We start from the raw sequence: 17,316 nt of genomic DNA on the forward strand, positions 1-17,316 counted from the left end.
GACCATTAGCCAATCTTCATATGCTTCCACGCAAACAAAAACCCCTCTTTCGAGGGGTTCAGACTGTCAAAGAACCCTATTCCGCACCTTGGAATAGGGTTCTTTCGTATAAATAACGCATATTCTACAAACAACATATACTGCTTACTACTCCATGTTGCCAGTTTTTTTAAGTTCATTGCAGCGAATTTAAGCTTCACCCATTTTGAAACCTGAGCCAAGCCTTTATGATATGTATATCGCATTGCGTGCTTCTCCTTTGCGTCTGCAAAAACCCATTCTATGGTTTGGCTCCTCAACGCATAGGTGTCTTTTCCTAATGGAGAATGCCGCACATCCTCTGCCTTTTCTAAATATTTCCACCAGATGTGCTTGGTGACTACCTTTCTGTGGTCTTTGCTTTCGGTACACCTTGAAAGATTTTCACATTTTTCGCAAATATAACTGTAACTTTTAAATTCTCTATAGCCATCTCTATTGGTGGTTGTATATGGTAAAACGTGATATTCTGGGCAAATGATGCAGTTGTAGTATTCATCAAAAACATACTCATACCATGGTGAATTTCCTTTTTTCGTCACTGGTCTTTTGTAAGGCAAAGAGGGTATTCTTCCATCATCAAATATTTGCTTGCAAATCCATGGGGTTTTGTATCCTGCATCAGCTGTAATCACTTGTATTTCTGGATATTTTTCTGTCACTTTATGATAAACCTCATCAAATACAACACTATCATGGATGTTTCCAGGTGTTGCAACGGTTTCTAATACAAAGTTATTTTTATCGCAAACGGTATGTGCACCATATGCAAAGCACTTTTTATGTTCGCCCTTATGGAACAAACCGCTGTCTGGATCTGTTGTAGAAGTGGTGATTGTTTTTGTTCTTGGAGGGTCATTTTTATCATCAAAAGGCTTTTTTCCATTATCTTCTCTGTCTTTATTGATTTCTTCAAAAAGTTGCTTTTCATACTTTTTAGCTGCAACAGGTATTTCTTTTTTGATGTTTTTCTTTAAATTTGCATTTGCCTTGATATGCGTTGCATCTATAAACACAACTTCTGGACGTAAATATCCTTTTTTCTCAACTTCACCTAAAATCCAAGCGAAAATTTTTTCTACCACTGTTTCTTTAAATCTATTGTTGAAGTTATAACTAATGGTAGCAAAGTGCGGAATACTATCATTGAGGGTATAGCCCAAAAACCAGCGATAGGCAATATTCATTTCAATTTCTTTTACCGTTTGGCGTAAAGAGCGAATTCCATACAAATGTTGGATAAACACCATTTTAAAGAGAACAACAGGGTCAACGCTAGGTCTGCCGTTGTTTGAGCAGTACAAATCTTCCACAAATGAATAAATTTCATTAAAATCTACGGCTTTATCTATTTTTCTTAATAAATGATTTTCTGGAACGAGCATATCTATGTTTATGATTTCTACTGATGTTCTTTTGATTTCTTCTTTACTCAACATTTGTCATCACCTCAACCTCATTATACCAAAAAAAGCCAGCTTATGCTGACTTTTTTGACAGTCTGAACCCCTCTTTCGAGGGGTTTTCTTTATTTTCTTATACTTTTTTATAATGTACTGGGTTTGTTGGGTCAAATGCTTTATCAAAGTCACGATCCATATTGACTGCATCCAAGTCATATCCAGAAAGTCCTTCCAAAGGATTGTCTGTTTTGGCTTCTTTGCCATATTGATTGAGAAGTGTTACACCCCTATCTGCATGGGATAAGGAAGCAGCACCACCTGTACAACCGTTTCTACAAGCCATACCTTCCAACAAGTTTGCATCCAATCGACCAAGAGACGCCATTTTCATATTTTTGATACATTCTTCGATACCATTGCAACGAATTGGTTTCACAGTAACACCCAATTCTTCCACTTCTGCAACACGCACAACGCTTTCTGCAACACCACCAGATCTACCGAAGATTCTACCATACAAAGATGGATCACCAGCATTGGATTCTTCAAATTCTTCTACATTGACACCTTTTGCATCGAAAGTTGCTCGCAGTTCTTCAAATGTCCAAACAAAGTCAACTGCATCGTTGATATCTGCTTGTTTCATTTCTACTTTCTTCGCAGTACATGGTCCAATGAATACCACTTTTGCTTTTGGATCTTGCAAACGAATTGCTCTTGCAATGGCAACCATTGGTGAAACCGTTGTAGACATATGCTCCATAAATTGTGGATAGTTGAATTTGATATATTCCACAAATGCAGGACAACAAGAAGTTGTTTTCCAACCCATTTTTTCTACTGTATGTGCAAACTCACGTGCTTCTGCAACCGCAACCATATCCCCACCAATTGCAGCTTCTACTACTTTATAGAAACCAAGTTCTTTGATTGCAGAGAATACTTTTCCTGTTGGAACACCAATGAATTGACTGGCAACTGCTGGTGCCACAACTGCATATACATGATAGTTTGTATTGTTCCAAGAATTTTGAATCAATTCCAAAACAGGAAGCACAAAGGATTTATCTACAATTGCACCAAATGGACATTGGTATACACACGCACCACAAGAAATACATTTATCGTGGTCAATAATCGCTTTCTTTTCTTCATTCATGCTCACAGCACCAACGGAACAAGAACGCACACAAGGACGTTTTACTTCACTGATGGCATTGAATGGACAGACTTGTTTACATTTACCACATTCGATACAAAGATTTTGGTTGATATAGGATCTATGGTTGACAATAGTGATTGCGTTTCTTGGACAGACTTCCATACAGTTATGACCCAAGCAACCACGACATGCTTCTGTAACCACAAAACGATCAATTGGACATTCGTCACAAGCAGAATCCAAAACATTGATGATACGATTGTTTTTGGTTGGTTCCAAAATCAAACGCACACGTTCTTCAATGATATGTCTTTCTTTGTAAATGCAACAACGGAATAACGCTTTTGGACCAGGAATAATCGCTTCTGCAATTTCTCTAAAGGAATTGATGGTGTGATCCAACTTTCCTGTGAAAAAGCGATGTGCCACTTCTTTGTTCACCAAATATTTGATATATTGTACATTACTTTCAAAACGTTTCACAATTGTTCCTCCTTAATGTTGGTATATGACGATTCCTGTTGCCAATTCCAAAACATCTATATACTTCTTTCCAAACAAAAACCAACATACTTTCATATGTCGCTAAAATAAAATTCATTGATAAAATCTCAGCAATCTTGCAATACTTCAAATAGACACACGCTATTTCTACATATATATTGAAAATTCCTGTCTTATGGGGTAATTCTAACACATAATTAGTTTGTATGCAAGATAATTACATTAATAATTTTCATAAATAATGAACAAAATTTCACTGATTTTTTATGCGTATCACACATGTTATACTCTTTTCACTTAATAGATTGTGCCAAAATGAAGTAAGTAAAACATACAAAATCCACAATACATAGTCTAATACATATTTTTGTATGAACTCTAGCACATTTATGTCTAAATTGCGTCACAAAACACTTCACACAAGATTTCTCAATTTAGAAATCAATATATCTCCACAAACAGTTCAAATCTAAGTTTTTTGTTGTTTTTCTATCTAAATACATATATTTTTGATTTTTCAACATACTATAAACATTCTAAAATGAAGTACTGGTGAATTTGAAGGTTATTTATATAATATGTAGTGAAGCAGGTAGTTGAGTGGCAAGAATTTGAGGCAATAATTTTTTCAAATATTAGAGCTTTTTATACCGTACCTTTTGGTGGCAAAAGGTACCCCAAAACCACCACTCGTTTCGAAGGCGTGGAGCCCCGATTTAAAGGGGGCTAACCCGACGGGTCATCATTTTGCAAGCAAAATCACCTACGGTGACCGCCACTTCTTTGGCGGTGAGCCCTTAAAAATACCCCCGAAAGTAAAAAGTGTGGTGGTGTAAATCCTACGATTAGACCGTGAGTGACAAGCCCCTCACCTCTTGATTACTGATTCAAAAAATCTTGATATTTATGTTTGTGTAGGGGATGGCGTCCTCGACATCCCGCTATTAGAATTAAATAATTTATCAAATGACTTATGATTTCCACTCAGCCTTTGCTTGCAAAGCGGAATCCTCTCAATTTATTACTAGTGAAAATTTCAATAAGCGTCTCTAGCCATGAAGGAAGTTTGCTCGAATATAAATTATTTCTCTAGCTAATTGGATTCCACCTTGCAAGGGAGTTTCGAGGGGTCGCAGCCCCCTTGAACCGTGCTCCACGCTTCGGAAGTAGTGGCACTTTTTGGACTCACCGCCAAAGATATGGCGGTCACCGTAGGTGATTTTGCTTGCAAAATGATGACCCACTTTTTGGTGTCAAAAAGTAAGGTCTGAATGCTTTAAAACGTGAATAAATTCCTACCTAATATTAATTCACAAACATTCCAACGGGTGACGAAACGTCACCCCTACAAAACAAACGATACTACAGATTATAAGCATACTATGAATGAAGTAAACCCTATACACATCAAACATCTAGCAAAAGGAGGTTTTCTATGCGTATCCTATCACAAGAAGGTATTTTTGTTCATTGTCTAGCATCACGTCATGGAACACACAATTCCAAAAGAGTGGTTCATGGACAAACACATCATTTCTCCAACAATGGTACTGGTAAAAAACAAAATTTAGATTATGAAACCATCCATCATCGTGATATTTGACATAAAAATAAGGGTGACATCCATATCACCCTTAAGTGTTACATCATTTTACTGATTTCCTTTTGCAAACGACCAATGATTTTCTTTTCCAACCTAGAAATATAGGATTGGGATATCCCCAGCAAATCTGCCACTTCCTTCTGTGTTTTTTCATCTGTTTCTGGTGGTATGCCAAAACGCATTTCCACAATACGTCTTTCTCTTTTGGTTAGTTTCTCTAGTGCAGTATTCAAAAGTTCACGATCCACTTCTTCTTCAATGGTTTTATAAATGGTATCATTTTCAGTGCCCAAAATATCAGACAAAAGCAATTCATTACCTTCCCAATCCACGTTCAGTGGTTCATCTATGGAAACTTCTGATTTGATTTTGTTATTTCTACGCAAATACATCAAAATTTCATTTTCAATACATCTGGAAGCATAGGTTGCCAATTTGATTTTTTTATCTGTTTTGAAGGTGTTGATTGCCTTAATCAAGCCTATGGTGCCAATGGAAATCAAATCCTCTATATTGATACCTGTGTTTTCAAATTTTCTTGCAATATACACCACCAAACGCAAATTACGCTCTATCAAAACAGACTTCACTTGCACTGCATCTTCACCAGAAAGTTGCTCCAACAACACCAATTCTTCATCTGGTTTCAGTGGTGGTGGAAATACATCACTACCGCCTATGTAATAAACACCCGCTTCTTTCTTTTGCCATTTTTTGAAAAACCATTCCATTCGATATTTCATCAAAAACCAATAGTATTGCAATTGTTTCATACTGCTACCTCCTCCAATAAACAAGATGGAATCAACCCTTCATATCCACCAGAAAATCCATCTTCACCAATGCCTATGTATAAATTTGTAAACTCCCATTTGTTTGTATCTGTGATGATTTTGCAATGCTCCACATAAAACCCATATAAAACTCCACTGGTATTGCCTAGACTGTCGTAGAACAGGGGTTCAATTCCCCTCATCTCCTTTTGTAGCAGACTGGGTTCAAATTCTTGCTTCTCCTTTCGTCCCAAAAGAAACTGAATTTGCTGTTCTTCCAATAAGCATAACAGCCTTGGCAATTCCACAATCAAAACACCATGACCATCCTTCTGCAATGTATTTCCAGTGTCTATCAAAGCCAAAAACTGTGTTTCTTTTCCATTTTTCTGTAACATTACATTGGCATATTGCTTGCGATGTGTAATGTGACTTTGCAACCAATTTCCAGCTACACGCACACCCATATAACTGATGCAAACACTCCAGACCAGAAAATACCAAGGTGTCCAATTGGCAGATACCAACCAACCAGTGGCAAATGCAAGTGGTCTTTGATAGAAGGTTAGAAATACTTGCACACAACCACAAAGAACAAAAGAAGATAGACAAAATGCCAACAGAAGATGCATCCATCTTTTCAGTGATTTTGGATGAAATATCCACCATATAACCAAAAGCATTACCAACCACAGTACAATGGAATTGTTGAAACCACCCATATATAGCACATGCATCATGTGACACAAGGACAGAATCATGCCACCAAGTATATATCTCCAAATGCCAAATGGATATCTTACAATTTTACCTGTCAGAAAGAGTATGGTTCCATCCATCATCCACTCCACAAGAAACAAAACATCTATGTATACAACTGCTCCCATCTTGTACCTCCTACTGCTTTTATTATAGAAATAATTCCACGCAAAACTTGTCGAAAACAGAAGGGATATCCTATAAAAGGCAATACAAATTATGACAAAAAAATATTGCAACGCATAAATTTTCATGTTATTATGTACGGTACACTATCGTTGCACTAATATTGAGAAAGCGGTATTTTATGAAAAAAACAGTTGATTTACTAAATGGAAATATTGCAGGAAGTTTGGCAAAACTCGCTTTCCCATTGATGGGGATGAGTTTGTTCCAAATGGCATATAATTTGACAGATATGTTTTGGATTTCCAGATTGGGTGCTGGTGCAGTTGCATCCATTGGGACAGGTGGTTTGTTGATTTGGCTCAGTCAAGGTATACACAACCTCTCTTTGTTGGGTGGTCAAGTATACACTGCCCAAAATTTAGGTGCACAGGATAAGGATATGGCTCGCACCTTTGCCCATGCTGCTATGTGGCTTTCTACTTTGATTTCTCTTATTTTGGGTGCATTATTCTGTTTTGGCAGAACACCCATCACTGCTTTTTTTAATTTGAATGACCCAGAAGTCATCCGCAATTCGGAAATTTATTTGGCAATTACAGGCGGGTTGATTTTCTTTATGCTATTATCGAAACTTTTGACCTCTTTGATCACTGCAACTGGCGATAGCAAAACACCATTCATTGCCACAACCATTGGTCTTTTGTTCAATATGTTCCTAGATCCTGCTTTGATTTTTGGTTGGTTTGGGTTGCCTGCATTGGGTGTTGCTGGTGCCGCCATTGCTACCGTATTCTCACAGGTAATTGTGTTTACAGTTTTGGTACATCATGCAATTCATGACCCTTATGTATTCTCCAAAATCAAACTTTGGGTCAAACCAGATATGACAGCTTGCAAAGAAATTTTGAAACTCGGTGCACCTTTGGCATTCCAAACTTCATTACTCCCTTTGATTTCCATGTATATTTCCAGAATTGTTGCTGGATTTGGTGACAACGCTGTGGCAGTTCAAAGAATTGGTTCCCAAGTGGAATCTTTATCTTGGATGGCAACAGATGGTTTTGCTGTTGCAGTCAGCAATTTCATTGCACAAAATTATGGAGCAAACAATCTTCCACGTGCCAAAAAAGGATTTTTCTCTGCCTTTTGTATGCTTTCTATCTACGGTTGTTGTGTCACCTTGTTGTTGGTCTTCTGTGGTGGTGCTCTTTTCTCCATCTTTTTAGATTCCCCCGATGTATTGCCTATGGGGATTGATTATTTGCGTATACTGGGCTTTTCCCAATTGTTTTTGTGTTTGGAAATATTGGCAAGCAATAGTTTGAGTGCATTTGGTCAATCCAAATTGCCCGCTGTTATTGCAACAGTCTTTTCTTTGTTGCGTTTGCCCTTGGTTTTGTGGTTGCACACCACATCTTTGGGACTCAATGGTATTTGGTGGGGTGTTTCCATCACAACCATTTGCAAAGGTGTCATCCTATTCATTTCTATTTTGATTTTTATGAAGTTCTTCTTGAAACCAATTCAAAAGACAGAATCTGGTTTACAAAAATAATCATTTACGGGTGACGAAACATCACCCCTACAATGCTAAATTTGATAATAAACAATCGTCTTTATACACAAAAGGAGTATCTACCATTCGCTTGGTAAATACTCCTTCTTTTTATATTTTGATTCTATTATTCTTCTTCGTGATCGTGGTGTCCAATGTCAGACTTTGGTTCTTCCAAGCCTGCAATTTCCAAGTTATTTTTTTGTGCATAATCCCAAAGTGCAGAATGCAATGCTTCTTCTGCCAAACAAGAACAATGTACTTTCACAGGTGGCAAACCATCCAACGCTTCCATAACCGCTTTGTTGGTTACATCCAATGCTTCTTCCACTGTTTTGCCTTTTACAAGCTCAGTTGCCATAGAGCTGGTTGCAACTGCTGCTCCACAACCAAAGGTTTTGAATTTTGCATCCAAAATCACATTGTCTTCAATTTTCAAATATACTTTCATGATATCGCCACATTTGACATTGCCAACCAAGCCAACGCCACTGGCATCTTCCATTTCACCTACGTTTCTTGGATTCATGAAATGATCCATTACTTTTTCGCTATAATCCATTGTATTTCCTCCTGCATTTTATCTATATCCCAACACACTGGTGTCTGTAATTTATAAATCTTATTTGTTTTTCATTGCTTCTTCGTAAAGTGGTGACATTTCTCGAAGTCTTTGTACGATTTGTGGTAGTTTTTCCAAAACAAAATCCACATCCGCTTCTGTATTGACACGATCCAAACTCAAACGCAAAGAACCATGTGCAATGTCATGTTTCAAACCAATTGCCATCAATACATGAGATGGATCTAAGGAACCTGAAGTACAAGCAGAACCACTAGAAGCAGCAATTCCAAATGCATCCAAAAGCAACAACATACCCTCTCCTTCAATATAATGGAAGGCAATGTTACAGTTGCCTGGAAGTCTATCTGTTGGATGACCATTGAGTTTACAATCTGGAATTTGTTCCATAATGCCAGAAATCAATTTGTCACGAAGGGTTGTCAAACGTTTGGTTTCCACATCCATTTCTGCAACAGCCATTTCCACTGCTTTGCCCAAAGCCACAATACTTGCAATATTTTCTGTACCTGCTCTTTTTTTCTTTTCTTGGGAACCACCAAAAATCAATGGTGTAGAACGCACTGTTTTACGAATATACAAAGCACCAATTCCCTTTGGAGCACCCAATTTATGTCCACTCATAGAAAGCATGTCGATGTTCATTTCATCCACATGGATGGGAACATGTCCAACAGCTTGCACTGCATCTGTATGGAAAATGATTCCTTTTTCTTTTGCAAATGCACCAATTTCTTTGATGGGCTCAATGGTTCCAATTTCATTATTGGCAAACATAACAGAAATCAAGATGGTATCTGGACATACTGCATTTTCCAAGTCTGACATGGAGATTTTACCCTCTGCATCCACTGGCAAATATGTGATACGATATCCATTTTTCTCCAAATATTCACAAGTATGCAAAATTGCATGATGCTCAATTTGTGTGGTGATGATGTGTTTTCCTTTGGTTGCATACGCTTCTGCAATACCACGCAAAGCCATATTATCGCTTTCGGAGCCACCGCCTGTAAAATAGATTTCAGCTGCTGTTGCACCAATTCCTTCTGCCACTTGGTTTCTAGCATTTTCCATTGCTTTTTTGCTTTCTTTTGCGATAGAATAAATACTAGACGCATTTCCATAGAATTCTGTAAAATAAGGGAGCATTGTTTCCAAAACTTCTGGTCTAACAGGTGTTGTTGCTGCATTATCCATATATATTTTTGTTGCCATATCGTTTCCTTCTTTCTTATGATATATAACATAGTATTCTAATATGTTTTTCTTGTTCTAAAGATACCACCTTTTCTGACATATGTCAATAGCTTGTCTGCATCTTTTCGACTTATGTCAAAAATATATTCCACACTCTGTGGATTAAATTTTTATTTTTCTCAATTTCGTGCAATTCGCTTTTCATAACGCTTTTTTACATCTATAATCGTCATAAATGTTAAAATTTCGAATATCAAAGGAGTGGTTCTATGACGTTTCCAGAAAGACTGAAGGAGTTGCGTAAAGAAAAGAATATGACCCAAAAAAAACTAGCAGAACTACTTTCTTATGGTTCTTCTGCCATTTCCAATTATGAAAAAGACAACACCAAGCCATCTATTGATGATGTCATCAAAATCTCTAAAATCTTTGATGTTTCCTTGGACTATTTGCTATGTGTTGTAGATATACGTACACCTGCAATCAAATTTATGGATGCAGAAACCTCAGAATATATGGAACTACTCAATACATTGAATGCTGATCAAAAAAAAGAAGCACTTCTCATGTTACAATGGGTGTCCACAAAAGAAACCCCTTCCTCGTATGGCAATAAAAAACCAGCCAGTTCTCTTTTGCGAGTTGCACAAGATAAAACAGATTATAAAACCGAATAAAACACAACAAACCCTTCTAAGATTTTCTATCCTAGGAGGGTTTTATTTTTATAAAGATTTCTTTAGCTGATTTAGAACAAGATATACAACAATACAGCAGCAAGTCCCAAACCAACCATCATCAAACTTCTTGCAAAGTCTTCATGATATACCTTCTTAGGTGCTTCTGCATGGGTATACACAGAAAAATATTGATCTTCTCCTGGTATAAACTTTGCACCATCGCTATTGAATACCAAAATACGAGAAATGGCAATGCAACCATCCACAAGATTCCCTGCCATACGTGCAAAAAAACCACCAATAAAAGGCAAAATTTGCAACAACGCAGGTCTATACACCTTATTTTCCAAACTCAACCATTCAGGCACCAAATTACAATAAATACGATTGCCATTTGCATCTGTTTGCATCAATACTTTGCGAATGAACAAACCATAGACCAAAGCACCCACTACAACTGAAATGACAGCACCTTTTAAATTGACCCAAGCAAAATAATGAACTGCATGATCTGGTGCATGTGCTCCCATAAAATGATAGCTAAAATCTGCAATGACATCCATTGTTTGATGTGGGAATATACCCAAAATTGGCAAAATAAATGCGGGTATCCCCAAAGCAATCATAGATGGTTTGCTGATATAGGATTTATGATGTACTTCTTTCGTTGCATATGGATTTTCTTCCATAAAAATTGCTACAAAAATCTTTGTCATATAGGCAACTGTCAAACCGCCTGAAAATAGGAATAGAACCTCTACTGTTTGCAAATACAATGCAGATTGTCCCACTTCTTCTAGCATCACAATGCCTTCTACAATGCTTTCATGAAGCAATGTTTTGCTGATGTACCCATTCCACAATGGAATCCCCATAATGCCCAAAGAACCCATCAAAAAGACTGCTTTCAAGAATGGTTTGTCTTTGCCCCATCCTCTGATATCATTCAAATCCAATTTATGTAAATTCATGTAAATTGCACCCGCTGACAAGAACAAAACCACCTTCAAAATAGAGTGATTTGCCACATGTAAAATGGTACCACCTGCTGCCAAAGCATTATGAGAACCTAAGATTCCTTGCATGCCAATACCCACTACAATGAAGCCAATTTGGGACAATGACGAACATGCCATAACTCGTTTCAAATTGATGGAAAACACTGCCAAAACAGCACCCAATACCATTGTAATGGTTCCCAATGTCAACATAAAGTAGCCCCATGTGCCATCGTATAAAAACAGCTTTGTACTCAAAATCAATACACCAAAAATACCAGACTTGGTTAAGATACAAGAAAGCAATGCACTGGCTGGTGCTGGTGCCACTGGATGTGCTTCTGGCAACCAAATATGCAAAGGAAATAGACCCGCTTTGGCGCCAAAGCCAACCAGAATCAAAATGGCACAAGTATACATCCCTGATACATCTTCCTGTGCTGCAACAAAATCTGCCAATTCAGAAAATGCCAATGTTCCAGCCATATGATACATCCAAAACAGTCCCATCAATGTGACCAAACCGCCAAAAATGGCAACTGTCAAATAGGTACCTGCTGCTTTAATGGCTTCTGTGGTTTCATCATGAATAACCAAAACAAAGGAAGTAAAGGACATCATTTCAAAGAATACGAAGGTTGTGTAGAAATCTGCTGATAAGAACACACCCAAAGTTGCACCCAATGTCATCAGCAAAAAGAAATAATAGCGATTGCGATTGTGGTAATGTGCAAAGTATTCTTCTGAAAATACAGTTGTGGCAAACCATGCAAAAGCAGCCAAAATTGCCAAAACCACTTGCAAACCATCTGTTTCAAAATGAAGTCCCAAACCACAAACGTTTTCCATCACAAAAGTAGCATCTGAGCCAATCAAAGAAAGACTACCAAAAAACACCACTGCTGTCACCAAACAAGCCCAGTGATTGCGCCATGTTTTATTGACACGTCCAATTCCGTATCCAATGAAAGCACCTATCATAGGAAGAAAAATCAATATGGGGATTATATAATTTTGTTCCATAATGCATCTCCTCCTTTATACCTGTCCTGTGGATACCAATTGCAAAATCTCCAAAATGTGTTCTGGAAACAATCCAACCCAAAAAATCACAATACAAAGCACAACCAAAGGTATTGTCATATAGGGTGTTGCTTCTTTTACATGATGGTAATAGTCTGGTGCATACTCTATTTTTCTTGGGAAGTACAAACGTGCCACAATATAGCACACATACAAAGCCGTTAAGGTTGCAGACAAAATCAATGCCACAATGCCAATGTAGGACACCACATTTCCAGATGCCACAGAAGCAGTTGCCAATGCCCATTTGCTATGGAACCCTGCCAATGGTGGTATTCCCACCAAGCTCAAACCCGCAAAGGTCAATGCAAAAGAAGTAATTGGCATCAATTTACCAAAACCTTCTATTTCATACAGATATTCTCTATGTGTATTGAACAAGAAGCTGCCCGCTGTAAAGAACAATGTGATTTTGATGACTGCATGGTAAATCATATGCAACAACGCTGCTGCCAAACCAGCCGGTGTCATCAACATAACACCAAACAAAATATAAGACAAATTGGAAATGGTGGAATAGGCAAATCGTCTTTTGATATGAGGTGTTCTGAGTGCAACCGTTGAACCAAAGACAATGGTAAATGCCACAAAAGCCAAAACCACATACTGCGCCCACGTTCCAATCAAAAGTTCTGTACCAAAACTATAAAATGTCAAACGAATGATTGCAAAAACCCCTGATTTTACAACTGCTACTGCATGTAACAATGCTGTGACTGGTGTTGGTGCTACAGAAGCTTGTGGCAACCAACGATAGAATGGAAATACTGCTGCTTTTACACCAAAACCAAAGAAAGCAACTACAAATACCATACGCAATGTTTCTTCTTGGTGCCTTAGTTCTGCCAGATTCAATACGCCACCATAAACAAAATCCAAGGTATCACCAAAAGTATATACAAAGATAAACCCTACAAATGCAAGCGCTGCACCAAACATCATATAGAATATGTATACCTTTCCTGCGTGACGTGCTTTGCTATCCATGGAATGCATCACCAAAGGCAATGTTGCCAATGTCAAAAGTTCATAGAACAAATACATGGTTAAGAAATTTCCCGAAAAAGCAATCCCCAAAACCACACCATAGGTCATTGTGAAAAATGCAAAGAACCGATCTTCATTGCCTTCATGGGTCATATATTCAAATGCATATATGACAGTTGGAATCCAAAGCAAAGAAACCATGGTTCCAAATACCATAGATAAGCCATCTATTTCAAAAGCTATGGAGAAATTCTCATTGAAGGAAAACACCTTTATGACATCTGGATGCACACCAAAAATTGCATACAATGCAAAGAGGGTATTCAAAAGAGTGATGCCAAAAATCCAACATTCTCTGGTTTTGCGATTTGGAAATTTCACACGCAACAAAATAAGTCCAGCAATGAGTGGAAATAAAATTGGTATAATAATTGCATAATGCACCATTTTTGGAAACTCCTCTCTTTAGAATAGATGTGTTACAATTTCTGTAATCACATTTTGTAAACCACTTGGGTAAACGCCCAAACACAAAATACCAAACGCCAATATGACCAATGGTACTGTCATATATCTATTTTCTGTATAAACTTCTGGTTCCACTTCCATTTCTTCTTTTTGTGGGAAGAATCCATGTACCACAATGGAAAGCAAATATCCAGCTGTTAAAAACGCACTGACCATCAAAATAATCACACCTACAAATCCAATGGTTTCAGATAAACCACCTTGTGCCAAAAACCATTTGCTGACAAAACCAGCAGTTGGTGGTATCCCCACCAAAGAAAGTGCTCCAATGGTGAAACAACCCATTACAATTGGCATTTGTTTCCCAATTCCAGATAGTCTGGAAACCAATGTTTCGCCTGTTTCGGAAATGATGGCACCTGCACTAAGGAACAAGAGATTTTTTGCCAATGCATGGAACACCACTTGCAACAAAGCACCCATCAAACCTATGGGTGATAGCAATAAAATCCCAAATAGCACATAGGAAACTTGACTGACTGTGGAATATGCCAGTCTTTTCTTCAAAATACGTTCTTTATAGGCAAGCATAGAACCCATAAATACAGTAATCAAAATCAAAATGAGAAGTGTTTTCTGTACCCAAGTACCACCAATGAAATCTGCTCCAAATAAGAAGAAAATCACACGCAAAATACAAAATACACCTGCTTTTGTGATGATACCAGACAAAACTGCTGATGCTGGTGTTGGTGCCACTGGATGTGCTGTTGGCAACCATGCATGCAAAGGAAACATCCCCGCTTTACAAGCAAATCCCAAAATCATAAGAAATGCCACCACCAAAAGCAAAGATTCATTGCCAGCTACAAGAAGTGTATTGAGTGAGCCACCTGCCACAAAATCTGTTGTGGTGCAATAAATATGCAAGAAGAAAAAGCCCAATAGTCCTAAACCTGCACCAAAAATGGAATAGCCTAGGTATTTCAAACCTGCACGCACTGCTTGTTTTTCTCTGGTATGAATGACCAAAGGAACTGTCAACAGTGTCATGTATTCATAAGATAGATAGAGTGTCATCATATTTTTTGCAAAACACAGGCTCATCAAAGCACCCAATGCCAATAAATAAAAGAAGAAAAACTGTCTTGGTCTTTCTTCATGTTTCATATAGGCAATGGCATAGATGCTGACCAACATCCAAATCACAGCAAATAGACATGCAAATAAATGACCCAAGCCATCTATTTTATAGGCAATGTACACCCCTTCTGCCAAACGCCAAAGTGTAGTTGTTGCATCTTCGTATAGATATAATCCAAATACCAAAATGGCTTCAATGACCAAAGTTGCAACCACCCATATATTTTGTTCTTTCTCCTTTGGTACCAATAAAAGCAACCCCGCCATAAGCATAGGAAAGAAAACTGGAACCAACAATATGTAATTCACAAAACATCCCCCTATCTTATTTCTGCAATAGTTGCAATCCAACTTCAATCAATTCAATGACTGGTTGATACCAAACCCCTAGTCCAACGTTGATACAAAGCAACAACACAATGGATGTGATGAACCAAGGTGAAATATTGGCTCTTTTTGCTTCTTGCATTCCTTTTTTTGTAGTCCAGATTGCCATAACCGATGGTAAGAAATACAAAGCATTCAAAATCATACTGATCCCCAATACCAATAGGGATGCTGCCATCTTTCCTTCTGAGAAAATAGATGCTGTTGCAAAATAGAGTTTGGAAATAAACCCCGCCAAAAGAGGTATCCCAATCATAGACATTGCACCTATGGTATAGCCAATGCCTGCAACTGGATTTTTATATGCAATACCACGCATTTGATCCATATCATCTATATTGCCACATTGTTTGACAAAGCTACCAGCACATAAAAACAACATAGATTTGGTGAACCCATGAGCAATCATATGGAAACAAGCCGCTGTTAGACCAATTTCTGTACCCAAACCAACACCCATGTAGATATAGCCAATTTGTGCCACTGAAGAATATGCAAGAATTTTCTTCATTTTTCTTTGACGCATTGCAGACAATGAACCAAAAACCATGCCCAAAACACCAAAAACAAACAAAATGTCTATGATACCCAATTCATGCATAAATTCTACAGAAAAAACAGAATACATCAATTTGATTGCAAAAATCACATAGCCTTTGACTACAAATCCTGATAAAATTGCACTGGAAGCTGGTATTGCAATGGGATGTGCCACTGGCAACCATGTATGGAATGGGAATAGACCGCTTTTGATTGCCAATGCAATGAACAAAAATGCAGTTGCAATCAACAATGCAAAGTGATATTGACCTGATGCTGCCAGTACTGTTACTGCTTCACCAATTTGTGGCAACAACAAATGCCCTGTGATGCTATACAAAATGCTGACACCAAACAAAAACAAACCAGAACCCAATAACCCCATAATGAGATAATGGGTTGCACCAACCATTGCAGTTGCAGTACCCTTTGCCAAAACCAAAGCACAAGCTGCCAAGGTGTTGATTTCAATGAACACATATGCTGTGAAAATGTCATTGGTATAAATCAAAGCAAGCATTGCACCCATAGCTGCATCCAACATAATGTAGTACAAATATTGCTTTTCTTGTAAAACGTCTTTTTCTATAAATACCCAACCACCCATAACCGATAGCAACATAACTGTACCAAAGACCAGTGCCATCAATGCTTCTAGTGGTCCTGCTGTAAGTTCATTGCCCCAAGGTGCTGGATAATGTCCCATGGTAAAGGTAAAGGTTTCTGGTGCCACTGCCATATGATATGTCAAAATTGCAGACAAAATCACCACAATGCACATCATGGTCATATGAATGCGTTTTGCCATTTTTGCAGTACGAAACATTGCTGTTAACAAAATTGCAAACATAGCAATGAAAATACTAAAGAAAGGAAGATTGTGTATCCAATTGATATGTTCCATCAGTGTTCCTCCTCCTTCATTTTACGCATAATGACATCCATATTCAAAGAGCCATAATGCTGATACAAACGTTGCACCAAAGCAAGAGAAAAAGCAGTTACACTGACCGCTACTACAATTCCTGTCAATACAAGACCTGCTGGCACCGGATTCACATAATAAGAAGCATCTGTAATGCCATCTACAATGATGGGTGCAGAGCCTCCAAAGACAAATCCCTTTGCAGCCAAAAATAAGAATACCGCTGTATCCATAATATTCAACCCTATGAACTTTTTGATGAGATTCTTTTGCAGCAATAGGTTCATAAACCCAATGCCAAACAAAATCACCGAGGCACTTTCGTAAAAATTGACCCCTAAATTCCCCATAGTTACACTCCTATATTCCATTTTGAAATTCTTTATATTCCAACA

14 protein-coding genes are annotated in these 17,316 nt (G+C 37.8%); 3 read left to right on the forward strand and 11 right to left on the reverse strand.

The features are described from left to right. Positions 1-5: 5 nt before the first annotated feature. Both MJY40_RS08635 and MJY40_RS08640 read right to left on the reverse strand, forming a co-directional pair. Complete coding sequence (locus MJY40_RS08635; RefSeq protein WP_416387484.1) at positions 6-1,478, reverse strand: IS1182 family transposase; 1,473 nt, start codon at positions 1,476-1,478, stop codon at positions 6-8. A 97-nt stretch (positions 1,479-1,575) separates the two neighbouring features. After that, positions 1,576-3,087, reverse strand: coding sequence for a 4Fe-4S dicluster domain-containing protein (locus MJY40_RS08640; RefSeq protein ID WP_317853842.1), 1,512 nt, complete (start codon positions 3,085-3,087; stop codon positions 1,576-1,578). Between the two features lie 1,456 nt (positions 3,088-4,543). Here MJY40_RS08640 and MJY40_RS08645 point away from each other — a divergent pair. Continuing rightward, the gene (locus MJY40_RS08645; protein ID WP_317853843.1) at positions 4,544-4,711 is read left to right on the forward strand and encodes a hypothetical protein; all 168 of its coding nucleotides are present in this window, start codon (positions 4,544-4,546) and stop codon (positions 4,709-4,711) included. Positions 4,712-4,749: 38 nt separating this feature from the next. Here the strand turns inward: MJY40_RS08645 and sigE are convergent, their stop codons facing one another. Continuing rightward, on the reverse strand, positions 4,750-5,454 hold the full coding sequence (gene sigE, locus MJY40_RS08650) for an RNA polymerase sporulation sigma factor SigE (protein WP_317856439.1): 705 nt from the start codon (positions 5,452-5,454) through the stop codon (positions 4,750-4,752). 26 nt (positions 5,455-5,480) lie between these two features. Further along, positions 5,481-6,371 carry a sigma-E processing peptidase SpoIIGA gene (locus MJY40_RS08655; protein ID WP_317853844.1) on the reverse strand — a complete coding sequence of 297 codons (891 nt, stop codon included), beginning with the start codon at positions 6,369-6,371 and terminating at the stop codon, positions 5,481-5,483. 179 nt (positions 6,372-6,550) lie between these two features. Between MJY40_RS08655 and MJY40_RS08660 the strand changes: the two genes are divergently transcribed. Continuing rightward, a complete protein-coding gene (locus tag MJY40_RS08660) occupies positions 6,551-7,927 on the forward strand; it encodes an MATE family efflux transporter (protein ID WP_317853845.1) in 1,377 nt (458 codons plus the stop codon). Between the two features lie 127 nt (positions 7,928-8,054). Here the strand turns inward: MJY40_RS08660 and nifU are convergent, their stop codons facing one another. Beyond that, positions 8,055-8,489, reverse strand: coding sequence for a Fe-S cluster assembly scaffold protein NifU (nifU, locus tag MJY40_RS08665; protein WP_317853846.1), 435 nt, complete (start codon positions 8,487-8,489; stop codon positions 8,055-8,057). 60 nt (positions 8,490-8,549) lie between these two features. Next, the gene (gene nifS / locus MJY40_RS08670; RefSeq protein ID WP_317853847.1) at positions 8,550-9,728 is read right to left on the reverse strand and encodes a cysteine desulfurase NifS; all 1,179 of its coding nucleotides are present in this window, start codon (positions 9,726-9,728) and stop codon (positions 8,550-8,552) included. A gap of 251 nt (positions 9,729-9,979) precedes the next feature. Between nifS and MJY40_RS08675 the strand changes: the two genes are divergently transcribed. Continuing rightward, complete coding sequence (locus MJY40_RS08675; RefSeq protein ID WP_317853848.1) at positions 9,980-10,387, forward strand: helix-turn-helix domain-containing protein; 408 nt, start codon at positions 9,980-9,982, stop codon at positions 10,385-10,387. Between the two features lie 71 nt (positions 10,388-10,458). Here the strand turns inward: MJY40_RS08675 and MJY40_RS08680 are convergent, their stop codons facing one another. The 5 genes from MJY40_RS08680 to MJY40_RS08700 are packed head-to-tail and all read right to left on the reverse strand — an operon-like array spanning position 10,459 to position 17,271. Further along, positions 10,459-12,411 carry a complex I subunit 5 family protein gene (locus MJY40_RS08680; protein WP_317853849.1) on the reverse strand — a complete coding sequence of 651 codons (1,953 nt, stop codon included), beginning with the start codon at positions 12,409-12,411 and terminating at the stop codon, positions 10,459-10,461. A gap of 15 nt (positions 12,412-12,426) precedes the next feature. Continuing rightward, complete coding sequence (locus tag MJY40_RS08685) at positions 12,427-13,905, reverse strand: complex I subunit 5 family protein (protein WP_317853850.1); 1,479 nt, start codon at positions 13,903-13,905, stop codon at positions 12,427-12,429. A gap of 18 nt (positions 13,906-13,923) precedes the next feature. After that, positions 13,924-15,378: a complex I subunit 5 family protein gene (locus tag MJY40_RS08690; RefSeq protein WP_317853851.1), complete on the reverse strand. Its 1,455-nt coding sequence runs from the start codon at positions 15,376-15,378 to the stop codon at positions 13,924-13,926. Between the two features lie 16 nt (positions 15,379-15,394). Beyond that, positions 15,395-16,900: a complex I subunit 5 family protein gene (locus MJY40_RS08695; RefSeq protein WP_317853852.1), complete on the reverse strand. Its 1,506-nt coding sequence runs from the start codon at positions 16,898-16,900 to the stop codon at positions 15,395-15,397. After that, positions 16,900-17,271: a sodium:proton antiporter gene (locus MJY40_RS08700; RefSeq protein WP_317853853.1), complete on the reverse strand. Its 372-nt coding sequence runs from the start codon at positions 17,269-17,271 to the stop codon at positions 16,900-16,902. The genes MJY40_RS08695 and MJY40_RS08700 overlap by 1 nt, the downstream gene beginning before the upstream one ends. Between the last annotated feature and the right edge of the window lie 45 nt (positions 17,272-17,316).

The sequence above is a fragment of the Chakrabartyella piscis genome (assembly GCA_030067835.1).
GTDB classification, from domain to species: Bacteria; Bacillota; Clostridia; order Lachnospirales; family Anaerotignaceae; genus Chakrabartyella; species Chakrabartyella piscis.

Excerpts from the sequence above, each read along its gene's own strand:
- MJY40_RS08635 (WP_416387484.1), bottom strand. The coding sequence starts at position 1,478 with ATGTTGAGTAAAGAAGAAATCAAAAGAACATCAGTAGAAATCATAAAC.
- MJY40_RS08685 (WP_317853850.1), bottom strand. The coding sequence starts at position 13,905 with ATGGTGCATTATGCAATTATTATACCAATTTTATTTCCACTCATTGCT.
- MJY40_RS08695 (WP_317853852.1), bottom strand. The coding sequence starts at position 16,900 with ATGGAACATATCAATTGGATACACAATCTTCCTTTCTTTAGTATTTTC.
- MJY40_RS08675 (WP_317853848.1), top strand. The coding sequence starts at position 9,980 with ATGACGTTTCCAGAAAGACTGAAGGAGTTGCGTAAAGAAAAGAATATG.
- MJY40_RS08645 (WP_317853843.1), top strand. The coding sequence starts at position 4,544 with ATGCGTATCCTATCACAAGAAGGTATTTTTGTTCATTGTCTAGCATCA.
- sigE (WP_317856439.1), bottom strand. The coding sequence starts at position 5,454 with ATGAAATATCGAATGGAATGGTTTTTCAAAAAATGGCAAAAGAAAGAA.
- MJY40_RS08660 (WP_317853845.1), top strand. The coding sequence starts at position 6,551 with ATGAAAAAAACAGTTGATTTACTAAATGGAAATATTGCAGGAAGTTTG.
- MJY40_RS08680 (WP_317853849.1), bottom strand. The coding sequence starts at position 12,411 with ATGGAACAAAATTATATAATCCCCATATTGATTTTTCTTCCTATGATA.
- MJY40_RS08655 (WP_317853844.1), bottom strand. The coding sequence starts at position 6,371 with ATGGGAGCAGTTGTATACATAGATGTTTTGTTTCTTGTGGAGTGGATG.
- nifU (WP_317853846.1), bottom strand. The coding sequence starts at position 8,489 with ATGGATTATAGCGAAAAAGTAATGGATCATTTCATGAATCCAAGAAAC.
- nifS (WP_317853847.1), bottom strand. The coding sequence starts at position 9,728 with ATGGCAACAAAAATATATATGGATAATGCAGCAACAACACCTGTTAGA.
- MJY40_RS08700 (WP_317853853.1), bottom strand. The coding sequence starts at position 17,271 with ATGGGGAATTTAGGGGTCAATTTTTACGAAAGTGCCTCGGTGATTTTG.